Origin of the sequence: Pseudomonas sp. App30 (genome assembly GCF_047947025.1) — a bacterium.
GTDB lineage: Bacteria > Pseudomonadota > Gammaproteobacteria > Pseudomonadales > Pseudomonadaceae > Aquipseudomonas.
The window spans coordinates 3,572,331-3,595,824 of sequence record NZ_CP133165.1; the positions used below are offsets into that span (position 1 = coordinate 3,572,331).

Consider the following 23,494-nt stretch of genomic DNA (forward strand, 5'->3'; position numbering starts at 1 on the left):
CGATTCGGCTTGACTATTTTTCGTCCACCCGTAGGATTGCGTGCAGATAGATGTGCCCGGGGACTTGCTGCTCAGTCATGCAAGGAATTCTATTGGCCGACCCCTACGGGGGGCTCCAGACACCACTGGTTTAAAGAGCACCCGAAACTTTCTTCTGCGAAAAGCCACTCCTCGGAGTGGCTTTTTTGTATGCCTCATTTTCTGGTTTTCACGCGCGGCAACTGCCCTGTGTAGGCCACCGTCTTGACCAGCACCTGAAAAGGGATGCTGTTGACCCTTCCTGCTACAGGGGGACGACTTCGGTCATAGGGATGCACGGTCTTGATCCACATCATGATTCCGGGCACGAGCAATTCATGTTTATCGACGCTGAAAGCGACCTTGATCCTTTGGTGCTCACGCCACTCCACAACGATCCAGTTCTCCACCCCATGGCGGAAATTTTTACCGAAAACGCATGGTTGCGCCCGCCACTTGGAAATCCATCCCACCAGCAAAAAACTCAGATGGTACCGGACGGGGCATAGGACCCTTAACTCGCCTCTTTCATCATGGATAGGTACGAGACCAGCCAGCGACTCAGCATGCCCAGGTTTCCGCGTGTAGCAGTGGCTCTTGAAACGACACTCCGCAACGATGTGTTGGCAGTCGGCCAGATTCAATTTCAGGACCGTTGAGGCCAGATGAGCAAAATCATAGGTCGCGCCTCCATGGGTAAAAGGCGCGGGATGGTCTTGGAATGCGTGCACTACCTGTCCTTATCAAGCCGTCCTTGGCGGTCATGAGCAGGCCACTGCGGCCTGCCCCGACAAGATTCTAAGGGCCAGTACGTAAGCTTGATCGAAGATTTTCAAGTCAAAAATTGTCGATCCGAGCCGGCCATAGCCACAGCATTTCATTAGTGAAACAAGCCATCAAAACGCCGCTATCGCCGACGTTACCGGAAAAAGCACTCTTTTCTCGCAGTTACACACCGCGCGCACAGCCAGTGTGCAGATCCGTGCCATATAGAAAACCGTGTTTTACCTGTGGAACGCTCACAAATTAACCACACGCATTTAACCATCTAATAAATAACGGGTTTTTCAAAAAACTAGCGGGGAAATTTTGCTGGCATTGTTCATGCACTAAACGTCGTATCACCTATAAAACAGACCAGAGAGCTTCCCCAATGGCTGTGAAAGAGATGTATGCCGTTACCCCGCAATGGAATCAGCAAGCTCCCAAGGAAGACCTGGAGCCGACCGAGATCGAGTTTCGCCAGGTCGGCAAGTGCTTCCCGGCCAAGGGGAAGGCTGAAGCGCCGTTCGCTATCCGCCAGGTGAATTTCAAGATTCGCCGTGGCGAGGTGGTGTCGATCATCGGGCCTTCCGGCTGCGGCAAGAGCACCATCCTCAATATGGGCTCGGGCCTGTACCGCCCCAGCGAAGGCGAAGTCTTCGTGGGTGGCGAAGCCGTGACCGGGCCAGTGCGCAAGGTGGCGTTCATGCTGCAGAAGGACCTGCTGATGCCTTGGCGCAGCATCCGCCGCAACGTGGAGCTGGGCCTGGAGATCCAGGGCATGGCCAAGGAGCAGCGCAAGGTCATCGCCGAAGATCTGCTCAACCGCTGCCACCTGCAAGGCTTCGCCGACCACTACCCCTTCCAGCTGTCGGGTGGGATGCGCCAGCGCGCGGCGCTGGCCCGCACCCTGGCCATCGACCCGCAGGTGCTGTTCCTCGATGAGCCGTTCTCGGCCCTGGATGCGCAGACCAAGATGATCCTGCAGCAGGACCTGGCGCAGATGCTCTACCAGGAGAAGAAGACCGCGCTGTTCATCACCCACGACCTGGTGGAGGCCATCGCCATGTCCGACCGCCTGCTGGTGATGAGCGCCCGCCCCGGCACCATCGTCGAGGAAATCGTGGTGGACCTGCCCTTCCGCAACAACCCGCTGGAGCGCCGCAAGCTGCCGGAGATCGGCCCGCTGGCCGGGCGGCTGATGGAGCTGCTGAAGGTCGGCGAAGACACCGAACTGCATTGATCAACGCCTCACGGCCATCACCCGATTCAGGAGCACGCATGTTCAAGTCCCTGTTCACCACCACGATCCTCGCCGCCGGCCTGGGCCTTGCGGCCCTGGCCCAGGCGCAGACGGACGTTACCTACCTGCTGCCGGCGCCACCGACCTTGCCAGCCTTCGCCCCCTGGGTGATTGCCAAGGAAAAGGGCTACTACAGCAGCAAGGATCTGAACGTCACCTTCATCGCCGCCAAGGGCGGGGTCGACGTGGCCAAGCAGATCGGCGCAGGCAACGCGCTGGTGGGCGGCGCCATTGGCGATACGCCGATCGTGGTGCGCGCCAACGGCATTCCGGTGCGTGCGGTGGCGGTGCTGGGCGCGGGCGGCGTGACCATGATCGCCACCAACGCCGACGCCAACGTCAACTCGATCACCGACCTCAAGGGCAAGACGCTGACGGTGATGTCCTACTCCGACACCACCTACTACGCCCTGCTCGCCTCGCTGCGCAAGGCCGGGCTGGGCAAGGACGACGTCGACGTGCAGGCGGCCGGCCCAGCGGGCGTGTGGCAGCTGTTCTCGGCGAAGAAGGCCGACGCCATGGCCGGTGTCGCCGACTGGGTGGTGGACGCCGAGGACGCCGGGGTGAAGGTGAAGATGATCCCCCAGGACCAGGTGTTCGAGAGCATGGCCCAGGCCATCCTCGCCTCTGACGACGCCATCAAGAACCACCCCGACGTGGTGCGCGGCGTGGTGCAGGCCACCCTCGAGGGCATGCGCGACATCATTCAGGACCCGCACGCGGCCGCCGTCACCTTCGCCAAGGCGGTGCCCGCCTACGCCGGCAAGGAAGCGGCGCTGGAGCGCACCTTCAAGCTGTACGTCGACAACGTCTACGCCCACCAGGCCGTGCTCGGCCAGGTCGACCCGGCCCGCCTGGACAAGGTGCGCCAGTTCTACGTGAGCGAAGGCATCGTCGCCAAGGAGCCCAAGCTCGAAGACCTCTACACCAACCAGTTCATCGATACCACGACGGCCGCCAAGTAGCCGCGGGATAAACACAGGTAGCCTTTGATGAGAAGTCTGAATTCCTCCGTGCTGGGCAGCTTCGCCCTGCTGATTGTGTTTTTGCTGGCCTGGCAGTTCGGCCCCGGGCTGCTGGGCATGCCCGAGTTCGTGCTGCCCCGGCTGAGCCGCGTGGCCCAGGAAAGCCTGGCCATGTGGGGCAGCAGCAGCCTGCTCAAGCACACCCTGATCACCGCGTTCGAGATCATCGTCGGCTTCGGCCTGGGCGCGCTGCTGGGCGTGATGATCGGCGTGTCCCTGGGCCTGTCGCCGTCGGCCGAGGCGATGCTGTCGCCGTACATCCTGGCGTTGCAGATTGCGCCGAAGGTGGCCTTCGCGCCGCTGTTCGTGATGTGGCTGGGCTACACCATCTACCCCAAGATCCTGATCGCCATCCTGATCGTGTTCTTCCCGGTGATGATCAACGTGCTGTCGGCGATCCGCACCGTGGACCCGGACATGATCAACCTGGTGCGCACCATGAACGCCAGCCGCTGGCAGATCTTCCGCCTGGTGGAGTTCCCCTCGGCCATGGCCGCGCTGTTCTCCGGCCTGCGCATTGCCTCCACGTTGGCCGTCATCGGCGTCACCGTCGGCGAGTTGGTGGGCGGCAACCAGGGCCTGGGCTTCCTGCTGGTGGACGCTGAAGGCCAGGGCAACACCAGTGGCGTGTTCGTCGCCATTGTCATGCTCACCCTGATCGGCGTGCTGGCCTACGGCGCGGTGGTATGGGCCGAGAAGCGCGTGCTGCATTACCTGCCCAAAGCCATGCTGAGTACCAAATAATGAAACCTTCCATTCGACTGCTTGAAGGCCGCCGCGTGCTGGTCACCGGTGGCGCCCGCGGCCTGGGCCTGGCCTTTGCCGAAGCCATTGCCCGCGCCGGTGCGCGGGTGGTGATCGCCGACATTCTTGCCGACCGCGTGCAGCAGGCGGCCGCCGAGCTGCAGGCCATGGACCTGGACGTCACCGGCCTGGTGGTGGACCTGGCAGACCCGGCGTCCATCAACACCTGCGTGGCCGCCGCCACCCAACAACTGGGTGGCCTGGACGGCCTGGTGAACAACGCGTCGGTGACCAACTCCGGCGGCAAGACCTGCGAAGAGCTGGACATCGACACCTGGGACACGGTGATGAAGGTCAACGTGCGCGGCACCTGGCTGATGACCCGGGCCTGCCTGCCGGCCTTGCGCCAGAGCGGCCACGGCGCGGTGATCAACCTGGCCTCCGACACCCCGCTGTGGGGCGCCACCAACCTGCTGGCCTACGTTGCCAGCAAGGGCGCCGTCATTGCCATGACCCGCAGCCTGGCCCGCGAGCTGGGCAAGGACAACATCACCGTCAACGCCATCGCCCCCGGGCTGGTGTTGGTGGAAGCCACCGCCTACGTGCCCGAGGCACGCCACCGCCTGTACACCGAGCAGCGCGCCATCCAGCGCGCGCAGTTGCCCGAGGACGTCAGCGGCGCGGTGATCTTCGCCCTTTCCGACCTTGCCCGTTTCATTACTGGACAAACCCTGCCGGTCAACGGCGGGTTCGTCATGCCCTGAGAAGGAGACAGCCGTGACTGATCTAGCCGCACAACAACAAGCCCCGAAAAGCTGGGAACGTCCTGAAGGCGCCAGCCTGGAAGCCTGGATGCAAACCCGCATTGCCCGTTACGAGACGCGAAAGTACGACTGGAACGCGCTGAAATTCCAGGCCGACTACGACCCCAAGTACCGCCGCGCGCAAATGCGCTACATCGGCACCGGCGGCACCGGGGTGAGCACCGACATGAACACCATTCCCTCGGAGAACTTCACCTTCTCCACCATGGTGATTCCTGCCGGCCACGAAGGCCCGTCGCACCTGCACACCGACGTTGAAGAGGTGTTCTTCGTGCTGCGCGGCAAGCTCAAGGTGGTGATCGAGAAGGACGGCGAGCGCTACGAAACGATCCTTACCGACCGCGACGTGATCTCGGTGCCGCCGGGCGTGTACCGCGAAGAGATCAACATCGGCGATGAGGACGCACTGATGTGCGTGATGCTCGGCGCCAAGAAGCCCATCACCCCGACCTATCCGCCAGAGCACCCTCTGGCCTCGATCAAGCGCGGTTGACGCCATGTTGCACGCCACTGAAAACCTCGACCCCAGCGCTGAGCTGCAAGGCCTGCTGGCCAGCCGTTTCCCCCAGCGACTGCTGAACGTACCCGGCGGCCAACAGGCTGTGCGCGAAACCGGCAACGGCCCGGCCGTGGTGCTGCTGCACGGCATCGGCTCGGGCGCTGGCTCCTGGCTGGAAGTGGCGCTGCAACTGGGCCAGGGCGCCCGGGTTATCGCCTGGGACGCCCCTGGTTATGGCGAGTCCACGCCGCTGACGCCTGCCGCGCCGCGCGCCGAAGCCTATGCCGAGCGCCTGCTGCACACCCTGGCTGCACTGAACATCGAACGCTGCGTGCTGGTGGGCCATTCGCTGGGGGCCATCACCGCCGCCGCGTTTGCCCGCCTGCACCCCACGCGCGTCAGCCGCCTGGTGCTGCTGAGCCCGGCGCGCGGCTACGGCGACCCTGCCCGCGAAATCCAGCGCCAGCAGATCCGCAGCAAACGCATCAGCACCCTGGAAACCCTGGGCATCGCGCAGATGGCTGCCCAACGCAGCAGCGCCATGCTCTCGCCACGCCCCACCGCCAAGGCGCTGGCCTGGGTGTGCTGGAACATGTCACGCCTGAACCAACACGGTTATCGCCAGGCCATCGAGCTGCTGTGCGGCGACGACCTGCTGCGCCACGCCCCGCTGCCAGTGCCCTGCGAAGTGCACTGCGGCGAGGCCGACGCGATCACTGCCCCCGAAGGCTGCCTGACCCTGGCCAAGGCCCTGGGCGCCAGCTTCAACCTGATCGCCGACGCCGGCCACGCCAGCCCCATAGAACAACCCGCCGTGGTGGCAGGCCGCCTGGCCTTCGCCCTCAAGGAATCTTTGACAGGTAGTGCCCAATGAACGACTCAGATCTGAACAAGGACGCCCAGGACAAATACATTGTCCCGGGCCTGGAGCGCGGCCTGTTGCTGCTGTGCGAATTCAGCCGGCAGAACCGCACCCTCACGGCGCCGGAATTGGCGCGCCGCCTGGAGCTGCCGCGCTCGACCATTTTCCGCCTGCTCACCACGTTGGAAACCATGGGCTTCGTCAACCGCAGCGGCAACGAATACCGCCTGGGCATGTCGGTGCTGCGCCTGGGCTTTGAATACCTGGCGTCGCTGGAACTGACCGAGCTGGGCCAGCCGCTGCTGGCGCGCCTGTGCGACAAGCTCAACTACCCCAGCAACCTGGTGGTGCGCGACGGCCGCTCCATCGTCTACGTGGCCAAGGTCTCGCCGCCGTCGGTGTTCTCCAGCGCGGTCAATGTCGGCACCCGCCTGCCCGCCCACGCCACCGTGCTGGGGCGCATCCTGCTGGAAGACCTGAGCCTGGCCGAGCTGCGCGAGCTATACCCCGAAGAACACCTGGAGCAGCATTCGCTGTGCACGCCCAAGACCGTGCTGGACCTGTTCAACCTGGTGCAGGCCGACCGCCAGCGTGGCTACGTCAGCGGTGAGGGCTTCTTCGAATCGGCGATCTCCACCGTTGCCGCGCCCGTGCGTGACCACAGTGGCTGCGTGGTGGCAGCGCTGGGCGTGACCATTCCGACCACGCAGATCGGCCACGTCAACTTCGAGGAAACCCTGGCCCAGGTGCGCCGCAGCGCCGACGAACTGTCGCGCCTGCTCAACTACACCCCCGGCCATGGCAGCCGCGTCACTGCGCTGATGAGGGATTGAGATGAGCCTTTATCAGATTCAAGGCAGCACCGCGATCGTCACCGGTGGCTCTTCCGGCATCGGCCTGGCCTGCGTCGAACTGCTGCTGGAAGCCGGCGCCAAGGTGGCTTTCTGTGGCCGCAACGAAGATCGCCTGCGCAGCGCCGAAGCCGACCTGCGCGCACGCTTTCCTCATGCTCAGTTGCTGGCCCAGGTGTGCGACGTGCTCGACGCCGCCAGCGTGCAGGCGTTTGCCGCCGCCAGTGAAGCCGCCTTCGGCCCGGCGCAGATGCTGATCAACAACGCCGGCCAAGGGCGGGTGTCGACCTTCGCCGACACCACCGACGCGGCCTGGACCGAAGAGCTGAACCTTAAGTTCTTCTCGGTGATCAACCCGGTGCGCGCCTTCATGCCCCAGCTTGAACGCTGCCCAGGTGCGGCCATCGTCTGCGTGAATTCGCTGCTGGCCAGCCAGCCCGAGCCGCACATGGTCGCCACCTCCGCCGCCCGCGCCGGGCTGAAAAACCTGGTGCGTTCCATGGCCGCCGAGTTCGCCGAGAAGAGCATCCGGGTCAACGGCATCCTCATCGGCCTGGTGGAGTCGGGCCAGTGGCGCCGCCGCTTCGAAGCCCGTGAAGAGCGCCACCTGGACTGGTCGCAATGGACCGCGCAACTGGCGCAACGCAAACACATTCCCCTGGGCCGCCTGGGCCTGCCCGTAGAGGCAGCCCGCGCGATCCTGTTCCTGGCTTCGCCCTTGTCGGCTTACACCACAGGCAGCCATATCGACGTTTCTGGAGGCCTGTCCCGCCATGCGTAACGACAACCAAGTCACCGTAGGTGCTGCCATTACTGCGTTCCTCGAACAGTGCGACGTGAAGGCCGCGTTCGGGGTCATCTCGATCCACAACATGCCGATCCTCGATGCCTTCGCCGTGCGCGGCAACATCCGCTTCGTCATGGCCCGCGGCGAAGCCGGCGCCACCAACATGGCCGACGCCTACGCCCGCACCACCGGCGGCCTGGGCGTGTGCCTGACCTCCACCGGCACCGCGGCGGGTAACGCCGCCGGCGCCATGGTGGAAGCGCAGACCGCCGGCACGCCGCTGCTGCACATCACCGGGCAGATCGAGACCCAGTACCTGGACCAGGAATTCGCCTACATCCACGAGGCCCGCGACCAGCTGACCATGCTCAAGGCCGTGTCCAAAGCCGCCTTCCGCGTGCGCAGCGTGGAGACCGCGCTCAGCACCCTGAAGCTGGCGGTGCAGACCGCCCTCACCGCGCCCACCGGCCCGGTCAGCGTCGAGATCCCGATCGACATCCAGTCCACCTTCATCACCATGCCGACTGACCTGGCGCCGCTGCCAATCCCGGTCGCGGTGCCGGCACCTGAAGCGCTAGACGCACTGGCCGAACGCATGGCCGGGGCCAAGCGCCCGATGCTGTGGCTCGGTGGTGGCGCGCGCCATGCGGGCAAGCAGGTGAAGCGTCTGATGGCCATGGGCGTGGGTGTCATCACCTCTACCCAAGGCCGCGGCGTAGTGAACGAGGACGACGAGCGTTGCCTGGGTGCGTTCTCGCAAAACCGCGCCGTGGAACAGTTCATGCAATCGTGCGACGTGTTGCTGGTGGCCGGTTCGCGCCTGCGCTCCAACGAGACATTCAAGTACGCACTGAAGCTGCCGCAGACCACCCTGCGTATCGACGCTAACCCGGCCATCGAAGGCCGCAGCTACAGCAGCGACCAGTTCGTGTGCGGTGATACGGCGCTGGCATTGGACGGTTTGGCCAACCGACTGGAAGGTCGCCTGAATTTAGACCCAATGTTCCACGTGGAACTATCTGCGGTGCGCAGCAACTCCCGCGCCCAGCTCAACAGCGACCTGGGCCCCTACACCGCCCTCGTGGAGCAGTTGCAAGCCGTCACCGGCCGCAACTTCTCCTGGGTGCGCGACGTGACCCTGTCCAACAGCATCTGGGGCAACCGCCTGATCAACCTGTTCCACCCGCGCGCCGGCGTGCACGCTTTGGGCGGCGGTATCGGCCAGGCCCTGGCCATGGGCATTGGCGCAGCGGTGGCGGCTGCCGAAACCGCACCGGAGCGCAAGGTGTTCGCCCTGGCCGGCGACGGCGGCTTCATTCTCAACCTGGGTGAGCTGGCGACCCTGGTGCAGGAAAAAGCCAATGTGGTGATCCTGCTGATGAACGACCAGCGCTACGGCGTGATCCGCAACATCCAGGACGCCATCTACGGCGCCCGCCACGCCTACGTGGAACTGCACACACCGGACTACGCGCAGTTGGCCGAATCCATGGGCCTGCGCCACGCGCTGGTCAGCGACCTGAAAAACTTCGGCGGTGTGATCGAAGGTGCGCTGGCGGAGCCGGGGCCCTTCCTGCTGGAAGTGGACATGCTTGCCGTCGGTGGTTTTGCCACCCAGTTCGCCGGCCCGCCCAACAGCGAAACCAAGGCTCAGAAGGCCACTGCCTGAGGACCGCGCCATGCTGCATATCACCATGATCGGCTGCGGCGCCATTGGCGTCGGCGTGCTGGAGTTGCTGGAGAAGGACCCGACCCTGTGCGTTGACCACGTCATCGCCTCGGCGGGTTCCGAAGACCTGGTGCGCCAGCGCCTGGCCAGTTTCAGCCAGCCGCCGCAAGTGCTCACCGCCCTGCCCGCCAACGCGCGCCCGGACCTGCTGGTGGAGTGTGCCGGCCACCGGGCCATCGAGGAACACGTGCTGCCGGCGCTTGAGCGTGGCATCGCCTGCCTGATTGTGTCGGTGGGCGCGCTGTCGGAAATGGGCCTGGTGGAACGCCTGGAAGCGGCCGCCGAGCGTGGGCAGACGCGCATCGAGCTGCTGCCCGGCGCCATCGGCGGCATCGATGCGCTGTCGGCCGCCAAGGTCGGCGGCCTGGACGCGGTGAACTACACCGGCCGCAAGCCGGCGCGCGCCTGGAAGAACACGCCCGGCGAACTGGCCTGCGACCTGGACGCTATCACCGAAGCCACGGTGATTTTCCAGGGTAGCGCCCGCGAAGCCGCGCAGCTTTATCCGAAGAATGCCAACGTCGCCGCCACCCTGTCGCTGGCGGGCATCGGCCTGGACCGCACCCACGTGACGCTGATCGCCGACCCGCACAGCGACGAGAACGTGCACCAGTTCGAAGCCCGCGGCGCCTTCGGTGGTTTCGAGTTGAGCCTGCGCGGCAAGCCGCTGCAGGCCAACCCGAAGACCTCGGCCCTTACCGTGTACAGCGTGGTCCGCGCCCTCGGCAACCACGCCCACGCGATTTCCATCTAGGGGATGAACATGACCTTGGAACAGACCTTACCCATCTGCATCGCCGGCCAGTGGCGCCTGGGCCGTGGCGAACGCTACGCCACCCGCTACCCCGCCACCGGCGAGCCGGTGGCCTGGCTCAACGCCGCCAGCCTGGACGATGTTGAAGACGCCGTGCGCGGCGCCCATGAAGCGTTCCTGCACAGCGGCTGGGCGCAGCGCAAACCCCATGAGCGCGCCAGCGTGCTGTACCGCATCGCCGCGCTTATTCGCGAGCGCAGCGAAGAACTGGCGCAGCTGCAACGCCAGGACAACGGCAAGCCCATCGGTGAAACCCGCGCGCTGGTGGCCAGCGCCGCCGGCACGTTCCAGTTCTTCGCAGCGGCCTGCGAAACCCTGGAAGAAACCATCACGCCGTCGCGCGGCGACTTCGTCACCATGAGCGTCTATGAGCCCATGGGCGTCGTTGCCGCCATCACACCGTGGAACTCGCCCATCGCCAGCGAGGCGCAGAAAGTCGCGCCAGCCTTGGCAGCGGGTAATGCGGTAGTCATCAAGCCAGCGGAAATCACCCCGCTGCTGGCCCTGCAACTGGCGCGGATCTGCGAAGACGCCGGCCTGCCCAAAGGGCTGGTCAGCGTGCTGCCCGGCAAGGGTTCGCTGCTGGGTGACGCCCTCACCCAGCACCCGCTGATCAAGCGCGTGTCGTTCACCGGCGGCACCAGAACCGGCAAGCACATCGCCCACATTGCCGCCGACAAGATGATGCCGGTGTCACTGGAACTGGGCGGCAAGTCGCCGACCGTCGTGCTGGACGACGCCGACCTGGACCACGCCGTGGCCGGGGTGCTGTACGGCATTTTCAGTTCGTCGGGCGAAGCCTGCATCGCCGGTTCGCGGCTGTTCGTGGCGCGCTCGCTGTACGAGCCGTTCATGGAACGCCTGGTGGCTGGCGCAGCCAAGCTGCGCCTGGGCGACCCGGCGGACGAAAGCACGCAGATGGGCCCGCTGATCAGCGCCAGCCACCGCGAGTCGGTGGAACGCTACGTGGCCCTGGGCCTCGCCGAAGGCGGCAGCCTGCGCATGGGCGGCCAGCGCCCCACCGGCGGTATCTATGACAACGGCTACTTCTTCCCGCCCACCATCCTTGAGGGCCTGACCAACAGCCAGCAGACCTGCCAGGAAGAAATCTTCGGGCCGGTGCTGGTGGCCATGCCCTTCGACGACGAAGCCGAACTGGTCGAGCAGGCCAACGACAGCCTGTACGCCCTGGCGGCCGGTATCTGGACCCGCGACTACAAACGCGCCTGGGCCCTGGGCCGCAAGATCCAGGCGGGCACGGTGTGGATCAACACCTACAAGCAGTTCTCCATTTCCACGCCCTTCGGCGGCTGGCGCGACAGCGGCCTGGGCCGTGAAAAAGGCCGCCTGGGGATTTTGCAGTACATGGAACAGAAGAGCCTCTACTGGGGCATGAACGAACAACCATTGGCCTGGGCCAACGGCCACTGAGAGGTAGCGTGATGAGCGTTTTAGGTATTGATGAAGTCACCTACGGCGTCGAGGACCTGGCCACCTGCGCGCGCTTTTTCAGCGACTGGGGCCTGAACAAGGTCAGCGAGCAAACTGACGAGGTGATCTTCGAAACCCTCAACGGCTGCCGCGTGGTACTGGCTGCCATCGACAAGCCCGGCCTGCCGCCAGCCATCGAAGCCGGTTCCACCGTGCGCGAAGTGGTGTGGGGCGTGGCGAACGAAGCCGACCTGGCGCTGTACAGCGAGCGTATCGCCAATGACCCAGGCTTCGTGGAAGGCAACGGCCGCATTGGCTGCACCGACCCCAACGGCCTGGCGATTCGCCTGCAGGTCACCCGCAAGCGTGAGCTGGACATCGAATGCAGCGGCCACAACACCTGGCAGACCAAGGGCCGTATCAACAAACCGGCGCCGATCTACGAGCGCGCCACGCCGATCGAAGTGGGTCACGTGGTGTTCTTCGTCACTGACGTGAACGCCTGCGAAACCTTCTACCACGAGCGCTTCGGCTTCCAGGCCTCGGACCGCTACCCCAACCGCGGCGCCTTCCTGCGCACCGCCGAAGAAGGCGGCCACCACGACCTGTTCATGCTGCAGCTGCCCGCCCCGCGCGCCGGCTTGAACCACGTGGCCTTCACCGTGCGCGACGTGCACGAAGTGTTCGGCGGCGGCATGCACATCTCGCGCAGCGGCTGGGCCACCGAGATCGGCCCGGGCCGCCACCCGGTGTCGTCGGCGTTCTTCTGGTACTTCAAGAACCCGGCCGGCGCGCTGATCGAGTACTACGCCGACGAAGACCAACTGACCGGCGAATGGCAGCCACGGGAGTTCGAACCGGGCCCAACGGTGTTCGCCGAATGGGCGATTGCCGGCGGCATCGACGGCAACACCCGGCGCCAGCAACACGTCGAGGCGCCGCAGGGCAAGTTCCTCACCGACAAGCCCAAGGAAGGTGGCCAGCGATGAGCGAGAGCCTGCTGCTGACCGTGCTGCTCAAGCACGATCAATCGAAGAACCTGGAAAACATCCAGGCGCACATGAAAAAAATGGACTGGTGGGAAAGCTTCCCGCCTGAAGGTGTCGAGGTGGTTTCCTGGACCGTGGCCATGGGCCTGGGCCAGATCGTCACCCTGCGCCTGCCGCCCAGCCTGCTGGGCAAGGTCAACGTCGAGCTGGAGCGCGCCGCCTGGGGCGTGTTCCGCACTGAATGCTACGCCACTTACGACTTTGTACCCGTGCGCGAAATGATCCGCGAACGGGTACGCAACGGAGGCCAATGACATGAGCAGCACCGAACCCTACGTGCAGCCCCATCAGGCGCGCAAACGCCCCAACACCCAGTTCGAAGACCTGCTGGGCGACTCCATCGAGCGTGCCTACGGCAGCGGCATCGCCGACCTGCCTGCGCTGCTGACGCACTTGAACCACGCCGGCCCGCCCTGCCCGCTGACCACCGGCGAGTGGACCGAAGATGCGTACAAGACCCTGATGGCCCGGCTGGGCGCGTAAGACGCCCGAGGTAGAAGAACATGAATATGCACGTGACCGCTGACCCTGTTGAGAACCTGCTGGCCAACGGCCTGAAAGACCTGTGGTTCCCGGTATTGCCCTCCGAACTGCTGGGCGAAAGGCCGCTGTCGGTGCGCCGCCTGGGCTACAAGATTGCCCTGTGGCGCGATAACGACGGCAAAGTCCACGCCCTGGAAGACCACTGCCCGCACCGTGGCGCGCCGCTGTCCCAGGGGCCAGTGCTGGGTGACCGGCTGCAGTGCCCGTACCACGGCGTGGAAGTGCGCTGCGACGGCACCGTCACCAAAGTGCCCGGCAGCCCCGGCTGCAAACTGGAAGGCGCCCGCCCTACCCGCATGTTTCACACCCGCGAGGCCGCGGGCGCGATCTTCCTGTTCAACGCCACTGACCCGCACCTGGACACCCCGCCCGAACTGGTGCTGCCCGAGCAGCTGACCTCGCCCGAGTGGAGCAGCTTCCTGTGCTACACCGAGTGGAAAGGCGACTACCGCTACGTGCTAGACAACGTCATGGACCCAATGCACGGCACCTACCTGCACAAGATGTCCCACTCCATGAGCGAGGGCGAAGCCACCGCCAAATTCGTCACCCGCGACACTGACCAGGGTTTCTTCTTCGAAAAGGAAGGCCAGCGCGGCGTCAATTTCGACTGGACCGAGTTCCTCGACAATGGCTGCCATTGGCTGCGGCTGGAGATTCCGTACCCGAAAACCGGCGGCCCGGGCGGTAACTTCACCATCGTTGGCAGCTACACCCCCAGCAGCCGCTCGCTGGCTGCGGTGTTCCACTGGCGCGCCCGTCCGCTGACCGGCTGGCAGCGTGACACCTGGCGTTTCCTGTACAAGAACCGCCTGGAAGCGCGCCACTGGGCCGTGCTGGAACAGGACCGCGTGCTGCTGGAATTCATGGAGCCGGACGCCAACCAGCGCGAAAACCTCTACCAGCATGACCTGGGCGTGGTGCGCCTGCGCCGTTACCTGAAGAGCCAGGCCAAGGCCCAGCTTGAACTGATCGAAGCGAAGCAACTGCCATGAACGCCGCCGTTCAGCGTATCCGCGCGGCGAGCCTGACCGAACTGGCCAGCGCCACCTGGTCCAACGCCCTGCTGATCGGCAACGAGGTGGTGATGTCCGGCATGACCGGGCACCCCGCCACCCGCACGGCGGCCCAGGCTGGCGAACCCCTGGGCGTCTACGACCAGACCCTGCTGGTGCTGAACAAGGTGCTGGCGCTGGTGGAAGCCGCCGGCGGCCACATCGGCAACATCTACCGGCTGACGGTGTATGTCACCGCCATTGCCGACAAGGATGAAGTCGGCCGCGCGCGTCGGGATTTCTTCAAAGGCTTCGCCCATTTTCCTACCTCCACCCTGGTCGAGACCAGCGCCCTGGTGTCCCCCGAACTGGTGGTGGAAATCGAAGCCGGTGCCCGGCTCGATGTTGACCTACGCACGGCGCAGGAGAGCTGAAGCATGTCCAATTCCAACACCATCACGGCGCTGGTGCACACCCTGCGCTACGAAGCCGAAGGCATCATCAGCGTCGAACTGCGCCCGTGGGGCGACACGGTTTTCGCGCCATTCGATGCCGGTTCGCACATTGATCTGCACCTGCCCAACGGCTTGGTCCGCAGCTATTCCCTGCTCAACTCGCCCAGCGACCAGGGCCGCTACGTGGTTGGTATCCTTCGCGACCGCAAAAGCCGCGGCGGCTCGGAATACGTGCACGCGCAATTGCGCGTGGGCATGCAGCTGAAGATCTCGCAGCCGCGCAACAACTTCGCCCTGGACCTGAACGCGAAACACAGCGTGCTGGTGGCCGGCGGCATCGGCATCACGCCGATCTACTGCATGTTCCGCCAGCTGCTGGCTTTGGGTAAGTCGGCGCAGCTGATCTACTGCGCACGCTCACGCCAGGAGGCGGCGCTGGTCGAGTCGCTGGGCGGCCTGGACGCCAAGGTGGTCTACCACTTCAACGACGAGAAAGGCGTGCCACCGGACCTGGCCCACTACCTGGCGGGCCAGCCGGCGGACACGCACTTCTACTGCTGCGGGCCGACGCCGATGCTGGATGCGTTTGAACGCACCTGCGAAAGCCTGGGTTATCCACATGCGCACATCGAACGCTTCGCGGCGGTAGAAGTCGCAGCCAGCGAGGAAGCGCAAAGCAGCTACAGCGTGGAACTGAGCAAGTCGGGCAAGACATTGAATGTGGAGCCTGGGTTGAACTTGTTGGATGTATTGCTGGAAGCGGGCTGTGACATTGATTACAGCTGCCGCGAGGGCGTGTGTGGTTCCTGTGAAACCAAAGTTGTGGAAGGTGATGTTGATCACCGAGATGGTGTATTGACCAAGTCGGAACGCGCAGCCAACAAGTCGATGATGGTATGCGTGTCGGGCTGCAAGAGCCGACGATTGGTATTGGACATATAACTTCCTGAAGCCGGCAAATACGCCGGCTTTTTTATGAACGTTGCTCAGCGCCCCATATTGAGGTGGCCGTGCACTAAGGAAGCACACCGCTGTTACCGGGATACCGCAGTGTTTCAAGGGCGGCACAAAACAACTTGTTTTATATATAAAGCATTGAATTATTTGGTTTTATTTAGCCCCAACAGTAATTAAACCACTGGCACATTTCCTGCTAAATCCATCGTGGGTTCACACATAATACAACGTTCCACCCTTAAAACAGTGGACCCTGCCACTCAATGATTCAACACCGCGCTCGCCTATTCGAGCCACGGAAAACTGTTGCCCATTGTTTTTAACCGCAGCAACTTTGCAGGGTTGGGGATAGCAATGAAAAAGTCTGTGATTGGCCTGGGTTTGATTATCAGCAGTTGTGCCGCATTGGCCGCCGAACCCGGCCCGGCTGCACCCGACGTACCCAGTGACGTTAAAAAACCGTTCCCGCATATCGCCTGGCGCAGTGACGATGGCGACAGCAGCCTGGACATCGGCGGCGCGCTGCGCACCAACTACCGCGACGAGCACTGGAAGACTACCGAGAACAACGGGCGCTTCCTGTTCGACACCTTCCGCCTCGACGTGAAAGCCACTTATAAACAGGCGTATGGCGATGTGGGCTATTGGTTCCAGGACGATGGCAAGCACTCGGTGGACCACGGTTTCGTTGGCTACAAATTCACCAGCAACTCCAGCCTGCAACTGGGCGCGCCGTTCAAGCCGTTCGGCCTGGAACCTTATCCACAGTTCGGCTGGAGCTACCACATTCCCTTTTTCATGGGTTACGGGGTAAGCGCCGGCACCGGCCTGAAGTACAGCTACAAGGACAAGGACTGGGACCTGCAACTGGGTTACTTCCCGCGCATGTTGCCGTCCGATATCCGTTATTCGCCGGAGATCGGCCGCTATGCCGACCTCAAGGACAACGCCGTGGCCATCACCCAGTCGCGCCAGGACAACGAGAAGCGCAACCAGGTCAACGCGCGGGTGGCGCGTACGTTCAGTGGCAGCGACTGGAGCAGCGAGATCGGCGCCTCGTTGGCCGCCTCGCAGCTGTACAACGCCACCACCGATGACAACGGCAGCTACTGGGCCGCCGGTGTACACGCCATCTTCAACACCGGGCCGTGGACCGTGACAGGCCAGGGCATCCGCTACGAATACGATCCGAAGAACCCAACAGGCGTCAGCAACGACTCGGTGCTGATGGGCGGCAACGGCCTGACGCCCGCTTACCTGATCGCGGCCAAGGCCACCCTCGCCTCGCTCAACGTTGGTTATGACATCTATACGCCAAGCCTGGGGCAGTTGAAGAAGATCAAGCTGTACAACGACTACAGCCGCATGATGAAAGACAAGAGCGGCTGGGACGACTCGCAGATGTTCACCGTGGGCGCGCAGTTCATCGCCATGCCGATCATGGCGTGGGTGGACTTCACCTGGGCGAAGAACGCCAACCCGTTCGGAGGGGCAGAAAACGGCACGGGGTGGACCAGCACGTCATCGAGCGGGAGTAACCAGTGGTATTACCGGACCAACGTGAACATTGGGTATTACTTTTAATGTAGAGCAGCCCGCGGAAGCCCTCTGTAGCAGCGGCCCCAGGCCGCGTCCCGGGGCACGCCGGACGCAGCCTTCGGCAGCTGCTACGTGTCTCTGTAGCCGCTGCCGCAGGCTGCGCAGGCCTTCACCTCGCTGAAGATCTCCAGTGCACTCAGAGGCCAGCGCAGCCTGGCGGCAGCGGCTACGCGAAACCCTGCGCGGAAGCCCGCTGTAGCAGCGGCCCCAGGCCGCGTCCCGGGGCAACACAGGACTGCCGCCGGACGCAGCCTTCGGCAGCTGCTACGTGTCTCTGTAGCCGCTGCCGCAGGCTGCGCAGGCCTTCACCCTCGCTGGAGATCTCCAGTGCACTCAGGGGCCAGCGCAGCCTGGCGGCAGCGGCTACGTGAAACCCTGCGCACAACCCCGCTGTAGCAGCGGCCCCAGGCCGCGTCCCGGGGCAACACAGGACTGCCGCCGGACGCAGCCTTCGGCAGCTGCTACGTGTCTCTGTAGCCGCTGCCGCAGGCTGCGCAGGCCTTCACCCTCGCTGGAGATCTCCACTGCACTCAGGGGCCAGCGCAGCCTGGCGGCAGCGGCTACGCGAAACCCTGCGCACAACCCCGCTGTAGCAGCGGCCCCAGGCCGCGTCCCGGGGCAACACAGGACTGCCGCCGGACGCAGCCTTCGGCAGCTGCTACGTGTCTCTGTAGCCGCTGCCGCAGGCTGCGCAGGCCTTCACCCTCGCTGGAGATCTCCAGTGCACTCAGGGGCCAGCGCAGCCTGGCGGCAGCGGCTACGTGAAACCCTGCGCACAACCCCGCTGTAGCAGCGGCCCCAGGCCGCGTCCCGGGGCAACACAGGACTGCCGCCGGACGCAGCCTTCGGCAGCTGCTACGGGGGCATGCTCACCCGATCTGGAACAACCCATCCACCACCTGCGTCTGCGCCAGGCGTTCGCGCAGGTCGGTGTCGATTTCGGGGTCGTCGGGCTTGTACAAGCGCACGCGGCGGTAGGCGTCGACGCGGTTGATGTCCTTGCCCAGGAATTCCCACACCACCCGGGTGCAGGCCGGGGCGCGGTGGTCGGCGGAAGACACGCCGATCTTCAGGCCATTGAGGCGCTTGATGCGCGCCTTGTAGCTGGGGATGAGCACCGTCTGGCAGATTTCATTCGAGGTCAGCGATTCGTAATCGACGAAGAACAGCCGGTTTTGCAGGCTATAGGCCACCCCCAGGTAGCGGTAGCGCTCGTATTCTTCACCCTTGATACCCGGCGTTTGCAGACGTTCGCTGCGCTCATAGGTATAGTGCCCGCCCTCTTCGTGCACGTGTACCAGCGAGCACAGGATGTGCCCCGGAACCGACATCGAGTGGTAGTACTCGTAGTAATAGCCCAGGTGGGCCGCCAGGTCCGGGGATGAACGCTGGCGCAGATGCTCCAGGGCCCGTTGCGGCCCGGTCATTTCCGGCTGTTCCACGGTGTGGCGGTGACGCACGCCGATCAGACGCGTGAATTGCTCGGCCGGCAGGCCGATCTCGTATTCCTCGACCCCGAAAAAGTCGCAGATGCGCTTGAGGTTGTAGGGCGTCGGCAGGCTCTGGCCACTCAGGTACTTGTTGAACTGCGCACGGTTGATGTCCAGCCGCCGGCACACCTCGGCAATGGACGGATAGTGCCGACACAGCAACTGCAGGTTCGCCGGGAGATATTCACGCATGTGCAGCTCGTCGATATGGCGCCAAGGAGCGCGAAGGTAGCATCAAGTAGCGTCATTTTCCATCAACCCGCGAAATTGCTCCGCACGGGTCAATCGCCAACCATTTGCGCCCCGGTAACTGGGTGCGGCGTGTTGCACCCGGACCAGTCAAATTCGCCATCAAAAAAAAAACAGCGAGGATTACTCCATGCTTGAAGTCATCAACGACTTCCTCTCGGGCAAAGTACTGATCGTGCTTATTGTCGGCCTCGGCAGCTATTTCACGATCCGCTCGCGTTTCGTCCAGCTTCGACACTTCTTCCACATGTTCGCGGTGTTCCGTGACAGCCTCAAGAGCAGCTCGGACCAGCTGAGTTCGTTCCAGGCGCTGATGCTCAGCCTGGCTGGCCGCGTGGGCGCGGGCAACATCGCCGGCGTCGGCATTGCCGTGACCCTGGGTGGCCCTGGCGCCGTGTTCTGGATGTGGGTCACCGCGCTGGTGGGCATGTCCAGCAGCTTCTTCGAGTGCACCCTGGGTCAGCTGTACAAACGTTGCGACTCCGAGGGCCAGTTCCGCGGCGGTCCTTCGTATTACATCCAGCACGGCCTGGGCAAGCGCAAGCTGGGCATGCTGATGGCTATCCTGCTGCTGGTGACCTTCGGCTTCGCCTTCAACGGCCTGCAATCGCACGCCGTGACCCACTCGCTGAACAACGCCTTCGGCCTCGACGTGCACAAGACCGGCATCGCCCTGGCCGTGCTGCTGGGCCTGGTGTTCGTGGGCGGCATCAAGCGTATCGCCAAGGTGGCTGACCTGCTGGTACCGGTGAAGACCCTGGTGTACATCGGCGTGACCCTGTACGTGATCGGCCTGCAGTTCGAGCACGTGCCAGCCATGCTGGAAACCATCGTCAAGAGCGCCTTCGGCCTTGACCAGGCCTTCGGTGGCCTGGTGGGTAGCGCCATTGTGATGGGTGTGAAGCGCGGCGTGTTCGCCAACGAAGCCGGCCTGGGCAGCGCCCCGAACGTGGCCGCCGTGGCCCAGGTCGAGCACCCGGTTGCCCAGGGCGTGGTCCAGGCGTTCAGCGTGTTCCTGGACACCTTCGTGATCTGCACCTGCACCGCCTTGCTGATCCTGCTGTCGGGCTTCTACACCCCGGGCTTCGAAGGTGACGGCATTGCCCTGACCCAGAACTCGCTGGCCGCCGTGGTCGGTGACTGGGGCCGCATGTTCATCAGCGTGGCACTGGCGCTGTTCGTGTTCACCTCGATCCTCTACAACTACTACCTGGGCGAGAACAGCCTGCGCTTCCTGGTCGGTGAAAACCGCAAGGCGCTGATCGGCTACCGTGCCCTGGTACTGGCGCTGATCGTGTGGGGCGCGGTCGAAGACCTGAGCACCGTGTTCGCCTTCGCCGACATCACCATGACCATGCTGGCGTTCGTCAACCTGATCGCCCTGGCCATGCTGTTCAACATCGGCTTGCGCCTGCTGGCAGACTACGATGCCCAGCGCAAGGCCGGCATCAACACCCCGGTGTTCGACGCCAGCCAGTTCCCGGACCTGGACATCGACGCCAAGTCGTGGCCAGCCGTGACTGCCGGCACCGAAGCCGACAAGGCTGTGAACCTGGCCCAGGCACAACGCTAAATGGCCGGGGCATTCATGCCCACCCACCTGGCCCCGGGCGACTATGTCGCCCGGCCCAGGCTCGGGATCATCACCGGCTCTGGGCCAGAAGCCGGGATGGACATGTGGGCCAAGCTGCTGGAAGAAAACCGTCGCCGCCTGGGCCAGGCGTTTCGCGGCGACCTCGATGCCCCCGCGGTGTCGATCATCTCCGACCCCGAACTGGGGTTGTCCATGGAATTGCAGAAGACCGAACAGCAAGTGTGGAACGCCCTGCGCCAGGACGTCCTGGCCCTGGACGGCACCGTCGCTGCCTTCGCCATTGCCTGTAACACCTTGAACCTATTTGCCGAGCGCATTCGCGAGCTGAACCTGCGTAGTGTGTTCGTCTCGTTCTGCGACGTGCTCGAACACTACCTGCGCAGCCGCGGCCTGACCCGCGTGTGCCTGCTGGGCGCGCGCCCGGTGACCGAGTTGGGCGAGTGGTCGCCGTACCGCTCGCTGCGCCAGCACGTGGCGTTCGAACCGGTGCAGGCCCAGGCCTTGCATCAACTGATCTACGACATCAAGGCGCTGGGGCCCAAGCACCCCGAGCTGCGACCGCGTTTCGTCCGGCTGCTGGACAGCATTGAGTCGGACACGGTGTTGCTGGCGTGCACCGAGCTGCCCCTGATCGCCGATATCGACACCGACAAGCAACTGGTCGATGTCACCCAGCTGGTGGCCGAAGCCATGCTCGACCACAGCCTCATTCGCTAGGAGAACGGGCACATGAATTCGCCCCATGCAGTACCCGCCCGTCAAGTGATGGTGCTCTACACCGGTGGCACCATCGGCATGCAGGCCACGGCCAACGGCCTGGCGCCTGCCTCGGGCTTCGAACAGCGCCTGCGCGAGCAACTGGCCGGCCACCCCGAGCTGGCCATCCCGGCCTGGCGCTTCCGCGAGCTGCTGCCGCTGATCGACAGCGCCAACATGACCCCCGACTACTGGCAGCGCCTGCGTGAAGCCGTGGTCCAGGCCGTGGAAGCGGATGGCTGCGACGCGGTGCTGGTGCTGCATGGCACCGACACCCTGGCCTACAGCGCGGCGGCCATGAGCTTCCAGCTGCTGGGCCTGCCGGCGCCCGTGCTGTTCACCGGTTCCATGCTGCCCGCCGGTGTGCCGGACAGCGACGCCTGGGAAAACATCAACGGCGCCCTGCTGGCCCTGGGGCAGGGCCTGCCAGCCGGCGTGCAGCTGTATTTCCACGGCGAGCTGCTGGCGCCGACCCGCTGCGCGAAAATCCGCAGCTTCGGCCGCAACCCCTTCGCCGCCCTCAAGCGCCGTGGTGGCGTGGCCGCGGCCGGGCAACTGCCAGCAGCCCTGGGCTACCACCAGCCCAAAGCCCTGGCCAAGGTAGCGGTGCTGCCGCTGTTCCCCGGCTTCGGCGCTGAGCCGCTGAACGCGGTGCTGGCCAGCGGCGTGCAGGGCGTGGTGCTGGAGTGCTACGGCAGCGGCACCGGCCCGTGCGATAACCCCGGCTTCATTGCCGCGCTGCAGGCCGCCCAGGCCAACGGCGTGGTCATCGTGGCCGTGACCCAGTGCCACGAAGGCGGCGTGGAGTTCGACGTCTACGAGGCCGGCAGCGGCCTGCGTACCGCCGGCGTGCTGGCCGGTGGCGGCATGACCCGCGAAGCGGCGTTCGGCAAGCTGCATGCGTTGCTCGGCGCTGGCCTGCCGGTGGCCGAGGTGCGCCGCCTGGTGGAGCTGGATTTGTGTGGTGAGTTAGCCTAGCCGGTAACGAGAGGCACGCTCCTTGCTCGGTATCCGCCAGGTTCCCGTCGGATATCGAGCATGCTCCATTCCCACCTCACCACCCTCAACGCCGTCTCGCTGGTGCTCAACACCTTCAAATCCGAAGGCCTGAGCAGCGAAGCGCTGCTGGCAGGCAGCGGCATCAGCCCCGCCGACCTGAGCCGCGCCGACCCACGCATCACCACCAGCCAGGAAATGCAGGTGTGCGCCAATGCCGTGGCCCTGCGCGAGGAAATCGGCCTGGAACTGGGCCGGCGCATGCACGTTTCCGCCTACGGCATGCTCGGCTACGCCCTGCTGTCCAGTGCCACTTTCGGTGACGCCCTGCGTCTGGCGCTGCAATATCCGGCACTGCTGGGAACACTTTTCCACCTGCAACTCAAGGGCGATGGCGAGCGCATCTGGTTCAGCGCCAGCCATTACACCGACAGCCCCGCCCTGGCGGTATTCAACGCCGAGCTGTGCATGACGTCCTTGAAGGTGATCTGCGACGACCTGCTGGGCCACCCCCTGCCCTTGCTGGCCGCGCGCTTTGCCCATCCCGCCCCCCGCTACCACCACGGCTATGCCGAGACCTTCGATTGCCCGATGCATTTCGAGGCCTGCGACCATGCCTTTGCCTTCGACAAGGCCTGGCTGGACCAGCCACTGCCCCTGGCCGACCCGGTCACCCACCGCGCCATGGCCGAGCGCTGCCGCGTGCAGAACCTGGAGTTCACCGGGCGCCAGGCCTGGCTGGGGCGCATTCGCCAACTGCTTGAAGCGCAGCTGGCCGATGCACCTGGCCTGGACGGCCTGGCGCGGCAGATGAACTGCTCGGCGCGCACCCTGCGCCGCCACCTCAGCGACGTGGGCAGCAGCTACCAGGACCTACTCGACCAACTGCGCTTCGAGCGCGCCAAGCACCTGCTGGCCGACAAGCAGGTCCCCATCTACCGCATTGCCGAGACCCTGGGCTTCAGCGAAACCGCCAGTTTCCGCCATGCATTCGTACGCTGGAGCGGCGTGGCGCCGAGCCATTTCCGCGCCTGATTGGTGCGCCGGGCGTCAAACGGGGGCGAAATCCGGTCAGCACGCTTGGCCATATCGATCCCCTTTTGGCCGTTCCCGACGTTCCCGATTCACCGTTGGCACATCAAGAATGGAGCCCTGATTCAGC

General features: G+C 64.5%; 24 protein-coding genes. 22 read left to right on the forward strand and 2 right to left on the reverse strand.

The annotated features are described in order from the left end of the window. Positions 1–194: 194 nt before the first annotated feature. Entirely contained in the window at positions 195–749 is a 555-nt protein-coding gene (locus RAM80_RS16660; protein WP_416421590.1) for a hypothetical protein, read from the reverse strand. A gap of 437 nt (positions 750–1,186) precedes the next feature. Between RAM80_RS16660 and RAM80_RS16665 the strand changes: the two genes are divergently transcribed. The 18 genes from RAM80_RS16665 (at position 1,187) to RAM80_RS16750 (ending at position 17,232) form a co-directional block, all read left to right on the forward strand. After that, a complete protein-coding gene (locus RAM80_RS16665; protein ID WP_416427503.1) occupies positions 1,187–2,023 on the forward strand; it encodes an ABC transporter ATP-binding protein in 837 nt (278 codons plus the stop codon). A gap of 38 nt (positions 2,024–2,061) precedes the next feature. Next, entirely contained in the window at positions 2,062–3,048 is a 987-nt protein-coding gene (locus RAM80_RS16670) for an ABC transporter substrate-binding protein (RefSeq protein WP_416421591.1), read from the forward strand. 27 nt (positions 3,049–3,075) lie between these two features. After that, a complete protein-coding gene (locus RAM80_RS16675; protein WP_416421592.1) occupies positions 3,076–3,852 on the forward strand; it encodes an ABC transporter permease in 777 nt (258 codons plus the stop codon). Next, entirely contained in the window at positions 3,852–4,616 is a 765-nt protein-coding gene (locus RAM80_RS16680) for an SDR family oxidoreductase (RefSeq protein WP_416421593.1), read from the forward strand. Before RAM80_RS16675 ends, RAM80_RS16680 begins: the two co-directional genes overlap by 1 nt. 13 nt (positions 4,617–4,629) lie before the next feature. After that, positions 4,630–5,169 (forward strand): cupin domain-containing protein, encoded by a 540-nt coding sequence (locus tag RAM80_RS16685; protein WP_416421594.1) that lies wholly within the window; start codon positions 4,630–4,632, stop codon positions 5,167–5,169. Between the two features lie 4 nt (positions 5,170–5,173). Then, on the forward strand, positions 5,174–6,049 hold the full coding sequence (locus tag RAM80_RS16690) for an alpha/beta fold hydrolase (RefSeq protein WP_416421595.1): 876 nt from the start codon (positions 5,174–5,176) through the stop codon (positions 6,047–6,049). Continuing rightward, positions 6,046–6,870, forward strand: coding sequence for an IclR family transcriptional regulator (locus RAM80_RS16695; RefSeq protein WP_416421596.1), 825 nt, complete (start codon positions 6,046–6,048; stop codon positions 6,868–6,870). Before RAM80_RS16690 ends, RAM80_RS16695 begins: the two co-directional genes overlap by 4 nt. Position 6,871: 1 nt before the next feature. Further along, positions 6,872–7,669: an SDR family oxidoreductase gene (locus tag RAM80_RS16700; RefSeq protein ID WP_416421597.1), complete on the forward strand. Its 798-nt coding sequence runs from the start codon at positions 6,872–6,874 to the stop codon at positions 7,667–7,669. After that, positions 7,662–9,344 carry a thiamine pyrophosphate-binding protein gene (locus tag RAM80_RS16705; RefSeq protein WP_416421598.1) on the forward strand — a complete coding sequence of 561 codons (1,683 nt, stop codon included), beginning with the start codon at positions 7,662–7,664 and terminating at the stop codon, positions 9,342–9,344. Before RAM80_RS16700 ends, RAM80_RS16705 begins: the two co-directional genes overlap by 8 nt. 10 nt (positions 9,345–9,354) lie before the next feature. After that, the gene (locus tag RAM80_RS16710) at positions 9,355–10,158 is read left to right on the forward strand and encodes an aspartate dehydrogenase (protein WP_416421599.1); all 804 of its coding nucleotides are present in this window, start codon (positions 9,355–9,357) and stop codon (positions 10,156–10,158) included. Positions 10,159–10,167: 9 nt separating this feature from the next. After that, positions 10,168–11,649, forward strand: a complete 1,482-nt coding sequence (locus RAM80_RS16715) for an aldehyde dehydrogenase (RefSeq protein WP_416421600.1) — start codon at positions 10,168–10,170, stop codon at positions 11,647–11,649. Between the two features lie 11 nt (positions 11,650–11,660). Continuing rightward, positions 11,661–12,638: a VOC family protein gene (locus tag RAM80_RS16720; RefSeq protein ID WP_416421601.1), complete on the forward strand. Its 978-nt coding sequence runs from the start codon at positions 11,661–11,663 to the stop codon at positions 12,636–12,638. Beyond that, positions 12,635–12,952 carry a hypothetical protein gene (locus RAM80_RS16725; RefSeq protein WP_416421602.1) on the forward strand — a complete coding sequence of 106 codons (318 nt, stop codon included), beginning with the start codon at positions 12,635–12,637 and terminating at the stop codon, positions 12,950–12,952. The genes RAM80_RS16720 and RAM80_RS16725 overlap by 4 nt, the downstream gene beginning before the upstream one ends. A gap of 1 nt (position 12,953) precedes the next feature. Beyond that, the gene (locus RAM80_RS16730; RefSeq protein WP_416421603.1) at positions 12,954–13,181 is read left to right on the forward strand and encodes a recombinase-like helix-turn-helix domain-containing protein; all 228 of its coding nucleotides are present in this window, start codon (positions 12,954–12,956) and stop codon (positions 13,179–13,181) included. Between the two features lie 20 nt (positions 13,182–13,201). After that, positions 13,202–14,236: a Rieske 2Fe-2S domain-containing protein gene (locus tag RAM80_RS16735; protein ID WP_416421604.1), complete on the forward strand. Its 1,035-nt coding sequence runs from the start codon at positions 13,202–13,204 to the stop codon at positions 14,234–14,236. Continuing rightward, entirely contained in the window at positions 14,233–14,670 is a 438-nt protein-coding gene (locus tag RAM80_RS16740; RefSeq protein ID WP_416421605.1) for a RidA family protein, read from the forward strand. The genes RAM80_RS16735 and RAM80_RS16740 overlap by 4 nt, the downstream gene beginning before the upstream one ends. Positions 14,671–14,673: 3 nt before the next feature. Continuing rightward, positions 14,674–15,633 carry a PDR/VanB family oxidoreductase gene (locus tag RAM80_RS16745; protein ID WP_416421606.1) on the forward strand — a complete coding sequence of 320 codons (960 nt, stop codon included), beginning with the start codon at positions 14,674–14,676 and terminating at the stop codon, positions 15,631–15,633. 369 nt (positions 15,634–16,002) lie between these two features. Further along, positions 16,003–17,232 carry a hypothetical protein gene (locus tag RAM80_RS16750; RefSeq protein WP_416421607.1) on the forward strand — a complete coding sequence of 410 codons (1,230 nt, stop codon included), beginning with the start codon at positions 16,003–16,005 and terminating at the stop codon, positions 17,230–17,232. Between the two features lie 884 nt (positions 17,233–18,116). Here RAM80_RS16750 and RAM80_RS16755 read toward each other — a convergent pair. Continuing rightward, the gene (locus tag RAM80_RS16755; RefSeq protein WP_416421608.1) at positions 18,117–18,929 is read right to left on the reverse strand and encodes a helix-turn-helix domain-containing protein; all 813 of its coding nucleotides are present in this window, start codon (positions 18,927–18,929) and stop codon (positions 18,117–18,119) included. A gap of 187 nt (positions 18,930–19,116) precedes the next feature. On the opposite strand from RAM80_RS16755, the gene RAM80_RS16760 reads away from it, so the two are divergent. From RAM80_RS16760 to RAM80_RS16775, 4 genes are read left to right on the forward strand one after another with little or no spacing between them, the layout of a single operon-like run. Continuing rightward, positions 19,117–20,559 (forward strand): alanine/glycine:cation symporter family protein, encoded by a 1,443-nt coding sequence (locus RAM80_RS16760; RefSeq protein ID WP_416421609.1) that lies wholly within the window; start codon positions 19,117–19,119, stop codon positions 20,557–20,559. Positions 20,560–20,574: 15 nt separating this feature from the next. Then, positions 20,575–21,297, forward strand: a complete 723-nt coding sequence (locus tag RAM80_RS16765) for an aspartate/glutamate racemase family protein (protein ID WP_416421610.1) — start codon at positions 20,575–20,577, stop codon at positions 21,295–21,297. Positions 21,298–21,309: 12 nt separating this feature from the next. Continuing rightward, entirely contained in the window at positions 21,310–22,314 is a 1,005-nt protein-coding gene (locus RAM80_RS16770; RefSeq protein ID WP_416421611.1) for an asparaginase, read from the forward strand. Positions 22,315–22,374: 60 nt separating this feature from the next. Then, entirely contained in the window at positions 22,375–23,367 is a 993-nt protein-coding gene (locus RAM80_RS16775; RefSeq protein ID WP_416421612.1) for an AraC family transcriptional regulator, read from the forward strand. Positions 23,368–23,494: the final 127 nt, after the last annotated feature.